The organism is Pantoea sp. JK (assembly GCF_026130245.1).
Classification (GTDB): Bacteria; Pseudomonadota; Gammaproteobacteria; order Enterobacterales; family Enterobacteriaceae; genus Pantoea; species Pantoea trifolii.
Genome location: NZ_JAINFN010000002.1, coordinates 597,456 through 614,680, shown reverse-complemented (window position 1 = coordinate 614,680; position 17,225 = coordinate 597,456). Strand labels below are relative to the sequence as shown.

Here is a 17,225-nt window from a genome sequence, read left to right as displayed (position 1 = left end):
AGAGAACATTATGACTGCAAGACAACTGCGATTGGGCACCATTCTGCATGGCGCATCCGGCAATATGTCCGCGTGGCGTCATCCGGCGGCGCTGGCGGATGCCAGCATCAATTTTGATTACGCCAAACACATTGCACGCAAGGCGGAAGCGGGCAAGCTGGATTTCCTGTTTGTTGCCGATGGCCTGTTCATCAACGAAAAATCAATTCCCCATTTTCTCAATCGCTTCGAGCCGCTGACCTTGCTGTCAGCGCTGGCGGGCGTCACTGAACATCTCGGTTTGGTTGGCACGGTTTCCACTTCGTACAGCGAGCCGTTCACCGTGGCGCGTCAGTTTGCCAGCCTCGATCATCTGAGCGGCGGTCGTGCGGGCTGGAACGTCGTGACCTCGCCGCTGGAGGGATCGGCGAAGAACTTCTCGCGTCAGCAGCATCCTGAACACGCGCTGCGCTATCGCATCGCCGATGAGTATCTGCAAGTGGTGAAAGGGCTGTGGGATTCGTGGGAAGGCGATGCTTTCGTGCGGAATAAACAGAGCGGCCAGTTCTTTGATCCCGAAAAGCTGCACACGCTGAATCACCACGGCGATTTTTTCCAGGTGCAAGGACCGCTGAATATCGAACGCACGCCACAAGGACGTCCGGTGGTGTTCCAGGCGGGCGCATCGGAAGATGGCCGCAAGCTGGCCGCTAAACATGCTGACGCCATCTTCACCCACCAGCCGACGCGCGAAGAAGCGCAGGCATTCTACCGCGATGTGAAAAAACAGCTGGTGGCGAATGGCCGCGAGCCGGGCGATCTGCACATTTTCCAGGGCGTTGGCGTGATTGTGGGCGACAGTGCGGAAGATGTGGAGCAGCAGTATCAAACCACCGCCGCGCTGGTTTCCATCAAAGATGCGCTCAACTATCTCGGTCGCTTCTTTGATCATCACGACTTTTCACAATATCCGCTGGATGAGCCGTTCCCGGCACTCGGCGATATCGGGCAAAACAGCTTCCGCAGCACCACCGACGAAATCAAACGCAAGGCGCGCGAGCATGGCCACACGCTGCGTCAGGCGGCGCTGGAAGCCGCCACGCCGCGTCCGCTGTTTCACGGCACGCCAGAGCAGGTGGCCGACGGTTTGCAGCTGTGGTTTGAGAGCGAAGCCACCGATGGCTTCATCATTCAGGGCGGCACGCCAGATACCTTCGAACGCTTTGTCGATCGCGTGGTACCGATTCTGCAAGCGCGCGGGTTAACCCGCAGCGACTATCCCGGCACCACGCTGCGCGCCAGCTTTGGTTTGAAAGATCCGGTTAATCAATACACACAAAAATAAAACACGAGAATAAACGCTATGCAGAAAAAATCCCTTATCGCGCTGCTGTTGCTGGGCATGAGCAGCGCTGTATTCGCCGATGATGTGGCGGTTAATGGTCAGAACGTCAGTGTTGAGGCCAATAAAACGCCGATCAATACCGCGAAGAATGCTGCTGCCGTGGCGCAGATACCGGCTGGACATCGCTTCGCGGTGCCGGGTTCGTTCACCGTGGCGGTGGCCGCGCTGAATTCGCCGCCATTAACCGTATTCAGTGATGACAACAAAACCCTGCTCGGCAGCGAAGTGGATATCGCCCGCTTAGTCGCCGACAGCCTGGGTTTAAAACTCAACGTGGTGCCAACCTCTTGGGAAGACTGGCCGCTGGGCGTGGCATCGGGCAAATACGATGCGGCGATCAGTAACGTGACCGTCACCAAAGAGCGCAAAGAGCGCTTCGATTTCGCCACCTATCGCAAAGATTCACTCGGCTTTTACGTCAAATCCAGCAGCCCGATTAAGGCGATCGCTAAAGCGGAAGATATTGCCGGACTGCGCATTATCGTCGGCTCTGGCACCAATCAGGAATCGATCCTGCTGGCGTGGGATAAAGCCAATCAGGCCAAAGGATTGAAGCCGTTTACGCCGGTGTATACCAAAGATGATGCGGCACAAACGCTGGCGCTGCAGTCCGGTCGCGCCGATGCCTTTTTCGGTCCGAACGTGATTGGCGCATGGAAAGCGGCGCTAACTAAACAAACGCGTTTGGTTGGCAGCGTTGATGGTGGCTGGCCGAAAGCGGCGCATATCGCGGTGACGGTGAAGAAAAATGGCGGCCTGGTGCAGCCGATCAACACCGCGCTGAATGGCGTGATCAAAAACGGCGATTACGACAAGGTGCTGAAGCGTTGGGGTGAAGGCGTTGAGCGTATCGACAGTTCAGAGATCAATCCGGCCGGATTGGGCGATTAAGGAGGCCGCATGAGCGAGCAACTGTTCCGCGAAGTGTCACCGGAAGCGCCTGAGCTGCAGCCGATTTTGACCGGACTGTTTGGTGAATACAGCGCGCGCTACGGCGCGTTCTTCACCAGCCAAAAAGAGGTTGAGCTGACCGAATGGTATTTGCCGCCGCGTGGGCTGTTTATCGTGCTGGAGCGTGACGGCGAGATCATCGCGATGGGCGCGTACAAACCTTATGACGCGGTGACCGCTGAGTTTAAACGCATCTGGACGCGCAGCGATCTACGACGTCAGGGATTGGCGCTGCTGATTCTGCAGGAACTGGAGCGTCGCGCGCTGCGTGCAGGCTACCAGCGCGTGTTTCTCACCACCGGTTTCCGCCAGCCGGAAGCGGTGAAGTTGTATATCGGCCACGGTTATCAGCCACAGTTTGAGCTGCTGGAGGATATGGAAGTCTACAGCCAGCCGCCACACGATGGACGCTTGCGCTTCCTGAAAGTGATTGATGTGCATAGCGTGGCGCAGGCCAGCTAAGGAGTTGCAATGAGTAATGAACCACAACGTTTAACCGTGGTGCCGGCGCGTTATCCGGCACGTACCGTCGGCGCGATTGTCGCGCTGTTTATTCTGGCCAGTGTGATTGATTCGGTTGCCTTCAATCCGCGCTGGGAATGGGGCGTGTTCGCTAAATGGTTTTTTGATCCGGTGATCCTCAGCGGTTTGGGGCAAACGCTGCTGCTGACGCTGTTTGGCACCATTCTCAGCCTGATTTTTGGCGGTTTGCTGGCGCTGGCGCGCCTCTCGTCATCGTGGCTGCTCAGCACGCTGGCGTTCGGCTACATCTGGCTGTTCCGCTCGTTGCCGCTGATTGTGGTGCTGATCATCCTCTACAACTTCTCCTATCTGTACGACACGCTGTCGCTCGGCATTCCGTTTACCGCGCTGTCGTGGGGCCACTTCCAGACCATCAACGTGCTCGGCCAGTTCCCGGCGGCGGTGATTGGTTTGACGCTGGTGCAGAGCGCCTATAGCGCCGAGATCATTCGCGGCGGCTTTTTGGGTGTCGATCACGGCCAGTTTGAAGCGGCATCGGCGTTGGGATTATCCTCCACGCGCCGCACCTTCCGCATCATTCTGCCGCAGGCGCTGCGCGCGATTATTCCCACCACCTTTAATGAAATCATCAGCCTCGCCAAAGGCACCTCAATGGTGTACGTGCTGGCGATGCCGGAACTGTTTTACACCATCCAGATGATCTACAACCGCACGCAGCAGGTGATTCCGCTGCTGATGGTCGGCGCGGCCTGGTATCTGATTATCACCACCGTCTTGTCACTGCTGCAGCACAGCGTTGAGCGCTGGCTGGCGCGCAGTGTCACCCGTGAACCGCAGCCGTCGCGCTGGCGTCAATGGCGTAACCGCAGCGCCAAACCTGCTACCGAGGAGCTTTCCCATGTCCGAAGCCATTGATTACCGCAATCTGCATAGCGCTGGCGCCATCAGCATCACCGGCGTGAGCAAGTCGTTCGGCAAACTGAAAGCGCTGGATGATGTGTCGCTGGAGCTGGAACCGGGATCGGTGACGGTGATTCTCGGGCCATCCGGTTCGGGTAAATCGACGCTGCTGCGCACCATTAACCATCTGGAGCGCGTCGATGAAGGCTATATCCAGATCGATGGCGACTACATTGGTTATCAGCGTCGCGGCGATAAGCTGTATGAGCTGAAAGAGCAGGCGATTCTGCGTCAGCGCATCAACGTTGGCTACGTGTTCCAGAACTTCAATCTGTTCCCGCATCTGACGGTGCTGGACAACCTGATTGAAGCGCCGATTGCGCATCGTCAGCTGTCGCGCCGTGAAGCGATCGATCGCGCCGGTGAGTTGCTGGATGTGGTTGGCCTGCGCCATAAAGCCGATGCCTGGCCGCGCCATTTGTCGGGCGGCCAGCAGCAGCGTATCGCCATTGCGCGAGCCTTGATGCTTAACCCACGTGTGATGCTGTTTGATGAACCGACGTCGGCGCTCGATCCCGAACTGGTGGGCGAAGTACTGGATGTGATTAAAAAGCTGGCGCGTTCCGGCACCACGCTGGTGATTGTCACGCACGAAGTCGGTTTTGCGCGAGAAGTGGCGGATAACGTGGTGTTTATGGTCGATGGCCGCATTGTTGAGCAGGGCAGCAGCCATCAGGTGCTCAATCAACCGCGCCACGAGCGCACCAAACGTTTTCTGGCGCGGGTACTTTAATGGAACGAGTGATTATTGCGGCGTTACTGACAGTGATGTTAGGCGCGCCAGCCATCGCAGCAGAAACGCTGGATGCCAAAAACAACGAAACGCCAATTAACATTGCGGCGAATCCACAGGCTATCGCGAAAATTCCGGCGGGTTTTCACTTTGTTAATCCGGGTTATCTGACCGTTGCCACCACGTCGATGAATTCGCCGCCCATCGGGTTGTGGGCGTCGGATAATAAAACGCTGATTGGCAGCGATCCGGATATTGCACGTCTGCTGGCGGATAGTTTGGGCTTAAAACTGAAACTGGTGCCAGCCGCCTGGGAAGATTGGCCGCTGGGCATCACCGCCGGACGTTACGACGTGGCGATGTTCAATATTGCCGTTACCGAAGAGCGTAAAAAGAAGTTCGATTTCGCTACCTATCGCGCGGATAACCATGCGTTTGCGGTGAAAACTAACAGCGCAATCACCGCGATTAAAGGCCGCGAAGATGTGGCGGGTAAGCGCATCATCGTTGGTTCGGGCACCAATCAGGAGCGGATTTTACTCAGCTGGGATGAGAAGAACCGCGCGCAGGGCTTGGCGCCGGTGCAACCGATCTATCTCAACGATGATGCTGCGGCTACGCTGGCGCTGCTTTCTGGACGTGCTGACGCATCGTTTGGCCCGCAGGCAATGGCAGCATGGAAAGTTGCTTCGCGCGGGCAAAACAAAATCGTCGGCCACGGCCCGTTCCGTGCGTGGGTAGCGGTGACCACTAAGAAGGGCAATGGATTGGATGTGGCGCTGCAGCAGGCGATCAACGGTGCGATTGCCAGCGGAGAATATAAACAAGTGTTGGCACGCTGGGGCGAACAGGAAGAGGCGGTGGAAACCTCGCAGGTCAATCCGCCGGGGATTGTTTATCAGTGATTTTCTAATCCGCTAAATTTTGCGAGAAAGCTCACGATGTAAAAGTTGTGAGCCTTTTTTATTTCATTGGGTTTTAGGTTGGCTCATATTTAATTTTCTGTTGTTTAATATGTGATCTGCTGATTAAAAAATATTTTCCGTAAAACATCGTTTTATTATTCGAATCGCTAATGTTTTAAAAGCATTTCAATGTCAGGATGTTCGCGTTTATGTTTGGTTGACGTTCATTCAAAGGAGGTAAGGGAATGCAGGAAAGAGTTAGCAGACCTAAAGATCATGTTAGTATTCTTTTCACCGATGTGGCAGGAAACAAATCTAGCTATGCCACTAAGCAAGATATTGAGTCCGTGGGAGTTGAGGTGGGGTCGGTAAAGGTCGATGTATATAAAGCGATAATGACACAAACTAAATGGCTAATAACAATGCAATTCATGACTCTTGGATTGGGGCTTTACCTCGCGAAACTGCTGTTTTAAATTGTATGAGCTGGAACGGTCGCCATAAATGGCGACCCTACAAAGCTGGGTTATATTTTCGCTTTTTTGATCCAGACCAGCGCATCAGCAACCGGCAGCGGGCGGGCGAAATGGTAGCCCTGAAACAAATGACAACCTCTATCACGCAGGTAGGTAAAATACTCCTCACTCTCAATGCCTTCGGCGAGCACATTCAGTCCCATTTCACGCGATAACTCGATGGTTTTCTGCACCACTATGGCGGATGATTCGTTTTTAAAAATCTGCATGATTAACGATTTATCAATCTTAATATCATTAATAGCAAAATCACTGATCGATTTAAGCGATGAATAGCCGACGCCAAAGTCATCAATCGCCCATCTAACACCCAGCTGACTAAAATGGCTGATCACCTCGCCAATGCGTTTTTGATCGTAAACAAAGGTGGTTTCAGTAATTTCAAACTTCAGGCGCTCTGGACGGATTTTATAATGTGACAGCGTCAGCAAGGTATCCTGGGTGAAATCCCGGTGTATCAACTGCAGCGGACTGATGTTAATCGAAAAGACCAAATCACCGAGATACTGACCTCGATCCCATTCGGCGATTTGCTGCAAGGCGCGTTCCATCACCCATTTGCCAATCTCTATTATCAAACCACTTTTCTCGGCCACGGGAATAAACACTTCTGGCGAGATAAAGCCTTTAGAAGGATGCTTCCAGCGTAGCAAGGCTTCAAAGCCGATCAGTTTTTTATGGTTATCCACCTGTGGCTGGTAATAGAGTTCCAGCTGGTTTTTTTCGATAGCTTGTGAAAGTTCGCGTTTGATTAAATCGGTTTCAGAGTAATTGCCACGCAGTGTGAATGCCGTCAACAAGAGTGCGATCATCGGCACAGCGCAGTTAACGATATAAAAGCCGGACTCATGCGGAATATTGAGCTCAAAGGCGCTATGTTGCCATGTTAATCCGGTAGAAATAAAAAAGAGATAAACCGCCAGGCAGATTAACGGGAATATTTTACTTAAGTAAGTGGTTTGCTGGCGTAATACCAATGCTGAACCCACGGTTAACGCCACCAAATAATTGTATTCGGAGTGTTTCTCTACCGCATGACCATTATCCAGCAGGAAAAGCAGCATTATGATCAGTAACAAAGCATGGACGATGATGTAGAGATGTTTGTTCAGCCGGTTACTGAAAGCCGCTACGACATTATAAAATCCTATCGCGGTACTCAGGCAATATAAGGCTGTGACACCAATTTCTCCCCTAATGAAATTAGTCGCTACCATATAAAAACCCGCCAGGATGCTGGAAAATCCAGCAATCAGCAGCGTTAAGCGTAATTTTTTCTCTGGGTTATCACCCTGCAAAATGAAGGGCAAATCTCTTAGCATGGAATATCTGGAATTAAAATAAGAGTTCATCTGAGGTTCTCATTTTTCTTTGTCATATTTTTCAACTAGCGTCGCATAATTATTTTAGATTCATGCCTGGTGAAAGTCATAGTTTTGTTTACTTAAATAATGGATTGTTCCTACCCAGTTCCCGGTATGCACGTTAGAATCATCTACCAACGGAAAGGCTTTTACTGAGCTTAAACCCACTTTCAACGTACTGATTGCAATGAAAATACGATTCCTGTCTGCCAACGAGCTTAAGCTGGCCGAGGTGCGTACCATCCTTGAGCCGGTCGGTGTCGAAGTGCTGCCCATCGCACGCCGTATTGAAGAGATTCAGACTGAAAATGAGGTCGAACTGGTGCGCGACAAGCTCACCAAAGCGTTCTCGATTATTGGTCGTCCGCTGTTTGTCGAGCACACCGGGCTCTATCTGGATGGTCTCAACGGCTTACCTGCTGGGCTGACGCGCATCTTCTGGAGCCGCCTGAATGCCGAGCGCTTCACCAAACTGGTGAACGGGCTGGATAGTCCCTGCGTCACGGCGAAAACCGTGCTTGGCTATTGTGACGGGCAAAAAATGTATCAGTTCGAAGGCGAACTGCGTGGCACCATCGCCACCGAGCCGGCCGGTCCACGCGAATTTCAGTGGGACTGCGTGTTTATCCCGGAAGGGCACACGCAAACCTTCGCCGAAATGGGCGATCTGAAAAATGAGATTTCGATGCGCCGCCTGGCGCTGGACCGCTTCGCTACCTTTTTGAAAACATCGCGGGGATTGGCATGAAACCCGAGCTTAAACGCGCCTACGATGCCGGTAAATTGATTCTGTTTGCCGGTGCGGGCATTTCGCGCAATCTGGGCTTACCAGAATGGCATGAGCTGATTGCGCATCTGGCTAAAGAACTGGGCTACGACCCGAAAATCTTCAACACCTACGGCACGCATTTGTCGTTGGCGGAGTATTACAAACAACGTAAAGGCTCGCTGGGACCGCTGCGCAGCTGGATGGATCGCGAATGGCATCGTCCGGATATTGATGTGCGCAGTTCTGAAATCCACACCATGATCACGCAAGGCAACTTCTCACGCATCTATACCACCAATTACGATCGCTGGCTGGAGATGGCGCATGAGGCGCACAACGTGCCTTACAGCAAAGTGGCGAATGCGGCGGATTTGGTATCGTTGACCGAAGATAAGCGCCATATCATTAAGTTGCATGGTGATTTCGACGACGATACTTCCATCGTGCTAGATGAAAGCAGCTACTTTGAACGGCTCTATTTTGATTCGCCGCTGGATATCAAACTCACGCACGACGTGATGGGCAACTCGGTGTTGTTTGTGGGCTACAGCATCAGTGATTTCAATATTCGTCTGTTATTCTACCGCCTGACAAAAATGTGGGGCCGCACCGGATTGGCTACCGCGCGTCCGAAATCGTACCTGTTCACCAACCGCAATAATCCGGTGGCGAAAGAGGTGTTGGGGCAATGGGGCATTGAGATGATCGTCTCGGAAGAGGACGATCCGCGCAAAGCGCTGGCGCTGTTTCTGGAAGAATTACTGGCTTGAAGGCAGAAAGTCATTGCCTGGAAAAGTTTGTTCAGAATATACTGTATATAAATACAGTTAACCGAGGTGCATCATGGCAGTCGAAACCAAATATGTTGTAGTCAGAAAGGGTGAAGAAAAAATGACGTTTGCCAATAAAAAAGACGCGGATGCCTGGGATAAAATGCTGGATATGGCAGACGCTTTCACCGATTGGCTGCAGCAGCATCAGCCTGAACTGGGTGAAGCGCAGGCCGAAGCATTGGGTCTGCTGTTGGCTGAACAGAAAGACGCGGTGCAGCATATCCTGCGCACCAGCAAGCTGCCGGAAAGCGTAAAGGAAGAGGTTTCGCAAGCGTCTGAAGCTTCTGCGGAAACCGAGACCGAAGCGGAAACGGCAGCGCCGGAAAAGAAAGTTCGCGCCGTTAAAGCGGCGTAATTGGTTTCGTCAGGTGTGCATTGATGCGCACCTGATAATCTTCCGCACCCTCAATGTTTAATCTGATACCGCGTACTGCGCCCGCCGCCGGGTAATTTCTCCAGACACCCTTTCGCCAGCAATTCAGTCAGATGTCGCGTCGCGGTAGCTTTACTCACTTTCGCCACTTTCTGGTACTGGCCTGCGCTGATGCCTTCACTGAACCCCTGTTCTCCGCCATCCAGTAAGCGATTCAGCACGCGGGTTTGCTCGGCACTCAATTCAGCTGCATTGTGCATCAACCAGAAGCGCGCTTTATTTTGCGTGCGCGTGACGGTTTCCAGTGCCTTTTCAAGACTTTCATTCAGCACATCACAAAACCACAGCAACCAATCGGTGACGTCCATTGCGCCGCGCTGCGTCTCCTGCAGGATGCGGTAATAATCGGCACGTCGCGCCAGAATCGATGCGGACATGGCATACAAACGGATGCTCTGGCTATCAGCCTGCGCCAGCGCCAAATCTGTGAGGGCGCGAGTGATACGTCCATTACCGTCATCAAACGGGTGCAGCGTAACAAACCACAAGTGGCACAACGCGGCGCGCAACAGCGGATCGAGCAGCGGATCCTCGCGGCTGTAATTAAACCAGGCAATAAATTGCTCTAGCTGCGCTTCCAGCCCGGCGCGTGCTGGCGCTTCGAAATGTACCGTTGGTCGATCGATACGGCCTGAAACCACCTGCATTGGCTCATCGCCGCGCAGCGTGCCGACATTTAACCGCTTAATGGTCCATTCACTTTCGGGAAACAGCCAGCGATGCCACTGACATATACGCGCCAACGTTAATTCCTGATCGCGTTGCGTAATGGCATCCATCATCATGGTTGCCAAACCTTCTGAACGTTCGGAAACCGGGTAAGGCTGATCGAGTGAAACGCCTAAACGGCGGGCAAGCGAAGATCGTACCGACTGCGCGTTGACGCGCTCATCTTCAATCGCTGAAGAAGAGAGGATATTGCTGAGCAGCGTATCCAGCGTTTGTTGATCGCTGTTATCTTGCACGCTGGCGCGGCCCAGCAAGACGCCGCGTTGCTGCTGCAACTGGCGCAGGCGCGGCAGTATTTTTTCATCCTGCCAGCGAAACCGCGGCCAATCGGGCTGCTGCCAAATCCACATTATAAGCTCACTCCTGAATTGCATGAGCTGAATAGGGTTGATATTCGGCTCATATAGTGAGCTGAATAATAGCCTTTATTCGGCTCATTGACCAGAAGGGAGCGGGCGCTGGGCTAAAGCCGGTCGCCATTAATGGCGACCCTACGGAGTTTAGTGCGTCGCCATCAAGTTCCCCCGCTGCGCGCCGATAGAGTGTTCAAAGGGATGTACGCGCACAGGGAGTGGTTCTGATTACCGAAAAGTGTCAACTCCAGGAGCGCCATAATGGCCAAACACGCATCACCTAAGAAAAAAATGAGCACCCGCACGCAGATGCTGCTGACGGGCGCCTTAACCATCACGCTCGGCTTTGCCGTGACCATCGGCGTGCTTAGCTGGCAATCCAGTAATGAACAAAAGTCGCTGGCTGAAAACTACCTGCAGCAGATAGCGCAAAGCCAGGCGCTGCAAATTCAGCATCAGCTCAGTTATGCGCGCGATGTGGCGCACAACCTCGGCCACAGCCTGATTGCGCTGCCAGCGGCGGGAATTCAGGATCGTAAAGTCGCCGATAAGCTGATGGAATCTGCGCTGCGCGATAATCCTGATTATCTGTCGATCTCGGTGATCTTTGAAGAGAACGCCTTCGACGGACGTGACGCGGAGTTTGCCACCCAACCCAACGCGGCACCCAAAGGGCGCTACGCCTTTTTCGTCGATCGCGATCAAGCCGGCAAATTCAACATGCATCCGCTGACCTCTATCTTCACGCCGGGTCAGGGCGATTACTATCTGCTGCCACAAAAAAGCCAGAAAGACATGCTGATCGAACCGTACAGCTACGCTTACAACGGCGTGCCGACGCTGCTAACCTCGGTGGCGGCGCCGATTGTCAGCCAGGGCAAATTGTGGGGCGTGGTGACGTCCGACATTTCGCTGGCGTCACTGCAGGAGAAGGTCAACAAAATCAAACCGTGGGAAGGCAGCGGCTATGCGATGTTGCTCTCCAGCGCGGGCAATGTGGTCTCTTATCCAGATAAAAGCCAGACCAGCAAGCCGTGGAAAGGCGATACCAACAATTTCAGCAGCAGCGTGATGGAGCATCATGATGCGTTGCTGGATGAAGATGTGTTGGTGACGTGGCAGCCGGTGGTAATTGGTAACAGCGATCAGAAATGGTATCTCGGCGTGGTTGCGCCGGTCAGCCAGGTAATGGCTGCGGCACATCGTCAACTGATCAACGCGGTGATCCTGATGATCATCAGCATTCTGGTGGTGTGTACGCTGCTGGGTATGCTGTTCAGCCGCAAAGTGCTGAAGCCGATTGGTGGCGAACCGCTGGAAGCCGCGACCATCGCGCTGGCCGTCGCCGATGGCAAACTCGATAACATCATCACGCTTAAAGGTCGCGATAACAGCAGCTTGTTCTATGCGCTGCATACCATGCAAAACCAGCTGCGCGATATCGTGGGACAGATTCAGGATGCCAGTTCGTCGGTGCGTCAGGGCGCGGGTGAAATCGCCAGCGGCAACCTCAATCTGGCCTCGCGCACTGAGCAGCAAGCTGCCGCGCTGGAGCAAACGGCCGCCAGCATGGAGCAGATCACCGCCACGGTGAAACACAACGCCACCAACGCGCATCAGGCAACAACGTTGACCGACAATGCCACGCATATCGCCAGCCGCGGTGAAACGCTGGTGGGCGAAGTGGTGCAAACCATGGCGCAGATCGACGATAGCGCGAAGAAGATTGGTGACATCACCGCCATCATCAACAGCATCGCCTTCCAGACCAATATTCTGGCGCTGAACGCCGCAGTAGAAGCGGCACGCGCCGGGGAACAAGGGCGCGGGTTTGCTGTGGTGGCGTCGGAAGTGCGTAATCTGGCCCAGCGCAGCGCCAATGCGGTGAAAGATATCGGCGCGCTGATTGAAGAATCCACGCAGCGCGTCGGCAGCGGCGTGCAGCTGGTGCAGGATGCCGGTAGAACCATGCAGGAGATGACCCAGGCGGTGAATTCAGTGCGCACCATCATTGGTGAAATTGTGATTGCGTCCGATGAGCAGGCGCGCGGCATCAGCCAGGTGACCATCGCGGTGAACGAGATGGACAGCACCACGCAGCAAAACGCCGCGCTGGTGCAGGAGATGTCTGCCGCCGCCAGTTCGCTGGAAGATCAGGCTTCGCAGCTGGCGAACACCGTTGGGCGTTTCCAGCTGAGTTAATCGAGCCTTAGCTAAGAACGCGCTGAGCGTGGCACGCCGTTTTTCTCTGAATAACGGCTGCCTATCCACCAGGTGATCAGCGCCGCCAGGGCGATCGCGCCCAGCACGGCAAATGCACTGCGATAGGAATAGGCTGCGGCAATGTTTCCCGCCAACGCGGGACTCATTGCCGCGCCGATGCCCTGCATGAGCATGATAAAGCCCTGACCGGCATTGGTATGTCCGCTGCCCTCGAGCACCTTCACGATATAACCCGGCACCGCCACGCCCAGCAGACCCGCCGCTACGCCATCCAGAATCTGTACCGGAATCATGAAATAAGCGCCGTCAAAAGCGGAGGCAATCAACGCACGTAACGGCAGCACCAGCAGCGCCGCCGTGATCAGCACAGGATAGCCAAAACGCGGTGCGTGACGTGCAGCATACAGCGCCATGGGAATCATCACACATTGTGAAATAACCACCGTGGCGGCAGCATAAAGTCCGGGGCTGATGGCTGCATTGTGTGCTGCCGCCACCCGCAGGCTCAGCATAGGTAACAGCGCGGCATTGCCAAGATGGAAGAGTAACAGCGTAACTCCCGTAATAATGACGGCAGGATTACGGGCAATCTGATAAAGACGTGGGACGTTGCTAACCGATTCGCTGCCAGAAAGCCCGCGCGCGGCAAGGTTATCGATGTCATTATGGCGAATAGCCAGCACGGCTGCACCTGCACACAGCGCCATCGTTGTCATGAGTACAAACACCGCACCCGTGCCCCACAACCACACTGAAGCACCCGCAATAATGGCGGCTGTCATATTACCGCCGTGGTTGAAGGCTTCATTTCTCCCCATTTGATGGCTGAATCCTTGCGGACCGGCCAGGCCAAGGGTAATACCCGTCAACATCGGCGCGATGAGCGCGGCGGAAAGGCCAGTCACAATCTGCGATAAAACCACGATCCATCCCTGATGGAAATACCACAGCAGTAAGGTGGATAGGGTGATCAGGAGTGAACCGATGAGCAGCAACGATCGTTTATGGCGAGTAGCGTCTGTGGCTAAACCCGCCGGCAGGGTGGCAACCAGCCCTGCAAGGCCACCGGCGGTCATCACCCAGCCAATATCTCCTGCATTCCAGTGGCGTTCTGTCAGAAATATGCCGAGAAAAGGCCCAAGACCATCTCGTACGTCAGCCATAAAAAAGTTAACCAGACACAGAGCCTGAAGCGAACGCAGTGGCATAGAAATCCTTAGCAAGTAATCGGAACGGGACGAACGTAATCATGGCAGGAAAACGGCAATTTTCCTGCTGTGATGGGCGTTAATTATGTTGCCGGGTACCAAACCGCTGCCGATACTGGCCGGGCGTGACGCCGGTGAGCTTGCGGAAAATTTTGCGGAAAGCGGAAGGGTCGCTGTAGCCGATCTCCCAGGCGATCTGATCGACCGAACGATTACTCAGCTCCAGCGCGTCGCGCGCTTTCATAATGCGTACCTGCTGCAAATAATCCGTTGGTCGCAGGCCGGTCGCTTTCTGGAAATGGCGCAGAAAAGTACGTGGCGTCATGCTTGCCAGCGCCGACATGCTCTCAATGCTGTGCTGCTCGGCAACATGGGCATGAAGATGATGCTGTGCGCGCAGAATCAGGCTATCACCGTGATCGAAATTGGGGATAAATGCCGAATAGATGCTTTGCTCGCGTCGCGGCGGGTCGATCAGTAAAAAGCGTGAGGTCGCCAGCATGGTGCCGGTACCGAGCACTTTTTCGATCAGCGTTAAACCCAAATCCGTCCACGCCAAAATCCCACCGGCGGTAATAATGTCGCCATCGTCAATCACCATATTTTCCACCGCGACGTCTACCGCAGGAAAACGCTCCGACAGCGTCTGTGCAAAGGCCCAGTGCGTGGTGGCGCGACGATGATCGATCAGTCCGGTTTCGGCCAGCACAAAGGCACCGGCGCACACCGAACAGAGTGTTACGCCTGCGTCATAAAGCTTACTCATCCAGTTGGCGGGCACCTTCATGGGCACCATTTTCGCTGGCACCACCAGACTTGGCGGCGCAATCACGTGGCTCAGGCGATGTGCTGTATCGGGATGGCTATCCCAGACGCAAACCATGTGATCGCTATGCGCATCAATCTGCCAATGTGAGACACGAATCGTCCGCTTGCGCTCTTCACCCGATATATTCTCGGCCCATTCCGCAGCAATCCTGAACATATCGGTTAAGCCATATATCGCCGCGAGTTGGCAATCGGGATAGATCACTAAGCCAATCTCCGCGACAACGCTGCTTTCATCAGTTTTTATCATTTGTCAGTTACGGCCCTTAATGTGTCATATTTGACAATATTAGCCGTTGCCGCTTTCCATGACAATAAGCCCATCGAACGCAGACAATCACATACAGAGGACTTACTCATGAGCAACGGCATCATCACCACTCAAGACGGTACCAAAATCTTTTACAAAGACTGGGGCCCAGAAAACGCCCAACCGGTAGTGTTTCATCACGGCTGGCCGTTAAGCGCCGATGACTGGGATAACCAAATGTTGTTCTTCCTGGCGCAAGGTTATCGCGTTATCGCCCACGACCGTCGCGGCCATGGCCGTTCCGATCAGACCGATAGCGGCAACGATATGAACACTTACGCCGCCGACGTGGCAGAACTGGCTAAAGCGCTGGACCTGCGCAACGCTATCCATATCGGTCACTCAACCGGTGGCGGTGAAGTGGCGCGTTATGTAGCGCACGCTGAGCCAGGCCGCGTGGCGAAGGCGGTGTTGATGGGCGCAGTGCCGCCAATCATGCTGCAAACCGACGCCAATCCGGAAGGTTTACCGAAATCGGTGTTTGACGGTTTCCGCTCGGCGCTGGCAACCAACCGCGCGCAGTTCTTTATCGATGTGCCAGCGGGTCCGTTCTATGGTTTCAACCGTCCGGGGGCGAAAGTCAGTCAGGGCTTGATCGATAACTGGTGGCGTCAGGGCATGGCGGGCGGCGCGAAGGCGCAATACGACTGTATCACTGCCTTCTCGGAAACTGATTTTACCGAGGATTTAAAAGCGATCACGGTGCCGGTGTTGCTGCTGCACGGGGAAGACGATCAGGTAGTGCCGATTAATGATTCGGCGCATAAGGCGATTAAGCTGCTGAAACAGGGCACGCTGAAAACCTACCCAGGTTTGTCGCACGGTATGTTCGCGACGCATCCTGAGCAGATTAACCCCGATTTGTTAGCGTTTGCGAAAGCGTAAATTACCGAGTTCACGAATCGTAGCGGCGCAATTATTTGCGCGATAAATCGCGCCGCTACAGCATGTGCAATGTATGTTTACGCTAAGCCACCGGTGTCATGCCGGTTTGCCGGCTGTTCGCAGCCGGGAAACCCTGCTTAGCACGCAGCGCAATTCCCAACGCGACCAACAGCAATAGCAGAATCGCCCACGGAAAAGATTGGGAGCCGACATGTTCCAGCAACATTCCGCCGGTCAAACCGCCGAGGGCGATAGCGCTGTTCCAGGTGACGACATTCATGGAGAGCGCGACATCGGCATATTCGCCGGCGGCATCTGCCAGAGCCGTTTGCAGCAGCGTCGCGGCACCGCCGAAGGTGAGTCCCCAAACGGCTATGCCCGCATAGATCACGGCGGGTGTTGGCGTACTTAGACCAAAAATCACCGACACCGCAGCAAAGATGGAGAGTGACAGCAGCACCGCTTTGCGCAGATGCGTATCAATGATCTTACCGGTAATGAATATTCCCCCCAATGCCGCAATACCAAAGATCAGCAGCACCACATCCACGCGATCAGCCAGACCGGCTGAAGCAATGAACGGTGCAATGTAGGTGTAGAGAATGTTATGCGCCAGCATCCAGGTCAGCACCACGCCGAGCACGGCACTTACGCCGGGGAGGCGTAATACTGCGCCGAGCGGCATTTTTTGCGTGGCAGATTGGCCGGGATAGTTCGGTACGGCCAGCAAAATCCAGCCGATAAGAATGAGAGAGAGACCCGACATGGCGGCAAATGTCAGACGCCATCCCAGCAACGAACCCATCCATGTGCCTGCCGGAACACCGAGTGAAAGAGCGATTGGCGTGCCCACCATGGCGAGCGCCAATGCGCGTCCCTGCAGCGATGGAACCACCATTCTTCGCGCATAGCCCGCAATCAGACTCCACGCCAAACCGGCTGACGCACCAGCAAAAAATCGCGCTATTAAGATGATGACAACGTCAGAAGAGACGGCGGTAAGAGTGTTAAACAGCAGAAATCCACACACGGTGCTCAGCAGCACAACCCGGCGCGACCAGCTTCGGGTCAGCAATGTGAGCGGAATCGCGGCCAGTAGCGAACCGGCTGCATAGGAGGTAACCCATTGACCGGCCAGCGAGGGGGAAATATTAAGCCCCTGACTAATTTGTGGCAGCAATCCGGCGGGTATGGTTTCAGTCAGGATGCAGATAAAACCTGCCATTGCGAGCGCCAAAAGCGCCAGGATTGGCAGCCGTTGGGCTTCTTCGTGCTTAAACGTTGAATTCATTATTTAGCCTGCTCTTGATTTGCAACAGCGCCGCGAAGCGCCATGAA

The 17,225-nt window shown here is 54.3% G+C and carries 17 protein-coding genes; 12 read left to right on the top strand and 5 right to left on the bottom strand.

Translation table 11 applies throughout. The annotated features are described in order from the left end of the window. The first annotated feature begins 10 nt into the window (after positions 1 to 10). The 7 genes from PanJK_RS07380 to PanJK_RS07350 all read left to right on the top strand — a co-directional run bounded on the left by PanJK_RS07380 (position 11) and on the right by PanJK_RS07350 (position 5,892). Positions 11 to 1,324, top strand: a complete 1,314-nt coding sequence (locus tag PanJK_RS07380; RefSeq protein WP_265298513.1) for an LLM class flavin-dependent oxidoreductase — start codon at positions 11 to 13, stop codon at positions 1,322 to 1,324. Positions 1,325 to 1,342: 18 nt separating this feature from the next. Beyond that, positions 1,343 to 2,275: an ABC transporter substrate-binding protein gene (locus tag PanJK_RS07375; protein WP_265298511.1), complete on the top strand. Its 933-nt coding sequence runs from the start codon at positions 1,343 to 1,345 to the stop codon at positions 2,273 to 2,275. Between the two features lie 9 nt (positions 2,276 to 2,284). Then, positions 2,285 to 2,797: a GNAT family N-acetyltransferase gene (locus PanJK_RS07370; protein WP_061719549.1), complete on the top strand. Its 513-nt coding sequence runs from the start codon at positions 2,285 to 2,287 to the stop codon at positions 2,795 to 2,797. Positions 2,798 to 2,806: 9 nt separating this feature from the next. Then, entirely contained in the window at positions 2,807 to 3,733 is a 927-nt protein-coding gene (locus tag PanJK_RS07365) for an amino acid ABC transporter permease (RefSeq protein WP_008108808.1), read from the top strand. Beyond that, positions 3,717 to 4,511 carry an amino acid ABC transporter ATP-binding protein gene (locus tag PanJK_RS07360; protein WP_265298507.1) on the top strand — a complete coding sequence of 265 codons (795 nt, stop codon included), beginning with the start codon at positions 3,717 to 3,719 and terminating at the stop codon, positions 4,509 to 4,511. Before PanJK_RS07365 ends, PanJK_RS07360 begins: the two co-directional genes overlap by 17 nt. After that, a complete protein-coding gene (locus tag PanJK_RS07355) occupies positions 4,511 to 5,416 on the top strand; it encodes an ABC transporter substrate-binding protein (protein WP_265298505.1) in 906 nt (301 codons plus the stop codon). The genes PanJK_RS07360 and PanJK_RS07355 overlap by 1 nt, the downstream gene beginning before the upstream one ends. A 245-nt stretch (positions 5,417 to 5,661) precedes the next feature. After that, positions 5,662 to 5,892, top strand: coding sequence for a hypothetical protein (locus PanJK_RS07350; protein ID WP_265298503.1), 231 nt, complete (start codon positions 5,662 to 5,664; stop codon positions 5,890 to 5,892). 50 nt (positions 5,893 to 5,942) lie between these two features. Here the strand turns inward: PanJK_RS07350 and PanJK_RS07345 are convergent, their stop codons facing one another. After that, the gene (locus PanJK_RS07345; RefSeq protein ID WP_265298501.1) at positions 5,943 to 7,304 is read right to left on the bottom strand and encodes a putative bifunctional diguanylate cyclase/phosphodiesterase; all 1,362 of its coding nucleotides are present in this window, start codon (positions 7,302 to 7,304) and stop codon (positions 5,943 to 5,945) included. A gap of 199 nt (positions 7,305 to 7,503) precedes the next feature. Between PanJK_RS07345 and PanJK_RS07340 the strand changes: the two genes are divergently transcribed. The 3 genes from PanJK_RS07340 (at position 7,504) to PanJK_RS07330 (ending at position 9,273) form a co-directional block, all read left to right on the top strand. Beyond that, positions 7,504 to 8,064, top strand: coding sequence for a non-canonical purine NTP pyrophosphatase (locus tag PanJK_RS07340; protein ID WP_265298499.1), 561 nt, complete (start codon positions 7,504 to 7,506; stop codon positions 8,062 to 8,064). Further along, on the top strand, positions 8,061 to 8,855 hold the full coding sequence (locus tag PanJK_RS07335) for an SIR2 family protein (RefSeq protein ID WP_008108794.1): 795 nt from the start codon (positions 8,061 to 8,063) through the stop codon (positions 8,853 to 8,855). Before PanJK_RS07340 ends, PanJK_RS07335 begins: the two co-directional genes overlap by 4 nt. Positions 8,856 to 8,928: 73 nt before the next feature. Continuing rightward, entirely contained in the window at positions 8,929 to 9,273 is a 345-nt protein-coding gene (locus PanJK_RS07330; RefSeq protein ID WP_265298493.1) for a YebG family protein, read from the top strand. 50 nt (positions 9,274 to 9,323) lie between these two features. Here PanJK_RS07330 and PanJK_RS07325 read toward each other — a convergent pair whose 3' ends face one another. Next, on the bottom strand, positions 9,324 to 10,430 hold the full coding sequence (locus PanJK_RS07325; protein ID WP_265298491.1) for a Fic family protein: 1,107 nt from the start codon (positions 10,428 to 10,430) through the stop codon (positions 9,324 to 9,326). Between the two features lie 264 nt (positions 10,431 to 10,694). On the opposite strand from PanJK_RS07325, the gene PanJK_RS07320 reads away from it, so the two are divergent. Continuing rightward, positions 10,695 to 12,635 carry a methyl-accepting chemotaxis protein gene (locus PanJK_RS07320; protein ID WP_265298489.1) on the top strand — a complete coding sequence of 647 codons (1,941 nt, stop codon included), beginning with the start codon at positions 10,695 to 10,697 and terminating at the stop codon, positions 12,633 to 12,635. An 11-nt stretch (positions 12,636 to 12,646) separates the two neighbouring features. On the opposite strand, the gene PanJK_RS07315 is transcribed toward PanJK_RS07320, so the two are convergent. Beyond that, positions 12,647 to 13,864 (bottom strand): MFS transporter, encoded by a 1,218-nt coding sequence (locus tag PanJK_RS07315; RefSeq protein WP_256698785.1) that lies wholly within the window; start codon positions 13,862 to 13,864, stop codon positions 12,647 to 12,649. 79 nt (positions 13,865 to 13,943) lie between these two features. Next, positions 13,944 to 14,942 carry a GlxA family transcriptional regulator gene (locus tag PanJK_RS07310; protein WP_265298486.1) on the bottom strand — a complete coding sequence of 333 codons (999 nt, stop codon included), beginning with the start codon at positions 14,940 to 14,942 and terminating at the stop codon, positions 13,944 to 13,946. A gap of 108 nt (positions 14,943 to 15,050) precedes the next feature. Between PanJK_RS07310 and PanJK_RS07305 the strand changes: the two genes are divergently transcribed. After that, positions 15,051 to 15,887 (top strand): alpha/beta fold hydrolase, encoded by an 837-nt coding sequence (locus PanJK_RS07305; protein WP_265298484.1) that lies wholly within the window; start codon positions 15,051 to 15,053, stop codon positions 15,885 to 15,887. Positions 15,888 to 15,969: 82 nt separating this feature from the next. Here PanJK_RS07305 and PanJK_RS07300 read toward each other — a convergent pair whose 3' ends face one another. After that, positions 15,970 to 17,178 carry an MFS transporter gene (locus tag PanJK_RS07300; protein ID WP_265298482.1) on the bottom strand — a complete coding sequence of 403 codons (1,209 nt, stop codon included), beginning with the start codon at positions 17,176 to 17,178 and terminating at the stop codon, positions 15,970 to 15,972. Positions 17,179 to 17,225 lie beyond the last annotated feature (47 nt).

Bases quoted from the DNA above. Each gene is read 5' to 3' on its own strand.
- PanJK_RS07300 (WP_265298482.1), bottom strand. From the start codon at position 17,178: ATGAATTCAACGTTTAAGCACGAAGAAGCCCAACGGCTGCCAATCCTG.
- PanJK_RS07360 (WP_265298507.1), top strand. From the start codon at position 3,717: ATGTCCGAAGCCATTGATTACCGCAATCTGCATAGCGCTGGCGCCATC.
- PanJK_RS07320 (WP_265298489.1), top strand. From the start codon at position 10,695: ATGGCCAAACACGCATCACCTAAGAAAAAAATGAGCACCCGCACGCAG.
- PanJK_RS07355 (WP_265298505.1), top strand. From the start codon at position 4,511: ATGGAACGAGTGATTATTGCGGCGTTACTGACAGTGATGTTAGGCGCG.
- PanJK_RS07380 (WP_265298513.1), top strand. From the start codon at position 11: ATGACTGCAAGACAACTGCGATTGGGCACCATTCTGCATGGCGCATCC.
- PanJK_RS07370 (WP_061719549.1), top strand. From the start codon at position 2,285: ATGAGCGAGCAACTGTTCCGCGAAGTGTCACCGGAAGCGCCTGAGCTG.
- PanJK_RS07335 (WP_008108794.1), top strand. From the start codon at position 8,061: ATGAAACCCGAGCTTAAACGCGCCTACGATGCCGGTAAATTGATTCTG.
- PanJK_RS07340 (WP_265298499.1), top strand. From the start codon at position 7,504: ATGAAAATACGATTCCTGTCTGCCAACGAGCTTAAGCTGGCCGAGGTG.
- PanJK_RS07375 (WP_265298511.1), top strand. From the start codon at position 1,343: ATGCAGAAAAAATCCCTTATCGCGCTGCTGTTGCTGGGCATGAGCAGC.
- PanJK_RS07350 (WP_265298503.1), top strand. From the start codon at position 5,662: ATGCAGGAAAGAGTTAGCAGACCTAAAGATCATGTTAGTATTCTTTTC.
- PanJK_RS07305 (WP_265298484.1), top strand. From the start codon at position 15,051: ATGAGCAACGGCATCATCACCACTCAAGACGGTACCAAAATCTTTTAC.
- PanJK_RS07345 (WP_265298501.1), bottom strand. From the start codon at position 7,304: ATGAACTCTTATTTTAATTCCAGATATTCCATGCTAAGAGATTTGCCC.
- PanJK_RS07310 (WP_265298486.1), bottom strand. From the start codon at position 14,942: ATGATAAAAACTGATGAAAGCAGCGTTGTCGCGGAGATTGGCTTAGTG.
- PanJK_RS07330 (WP_265298493.1), top strand. From the start codon at position 8,929: ATGGCAGTCGAAACCAAATATGTTGTAGTCAGAAAGGGTGAAGAAAAA.
- PanJK_RS07315 (WP_256698785.1), bottom strand. From the start codon at position 13,864: ATGCCACTGCGTTCGCTTCAGGCTCTGTGTCTGGTTAACTTTTTTATG.
- PanJK_RS07365 (WP_008108808.1), top strand. From the start codon at position 2,807: ATGAGTAATGAACCACAACGTTTAACCGTGGTGCCGGCGCGTTATCCG.
- PanJK_RS07325 (WP_265298491.1), bottom strand. From the start codon at position 10,430: ATGTGGATTTGGCAGCAGCCCGATTGGCCGCGGTTTCGCTGGCAGGAT.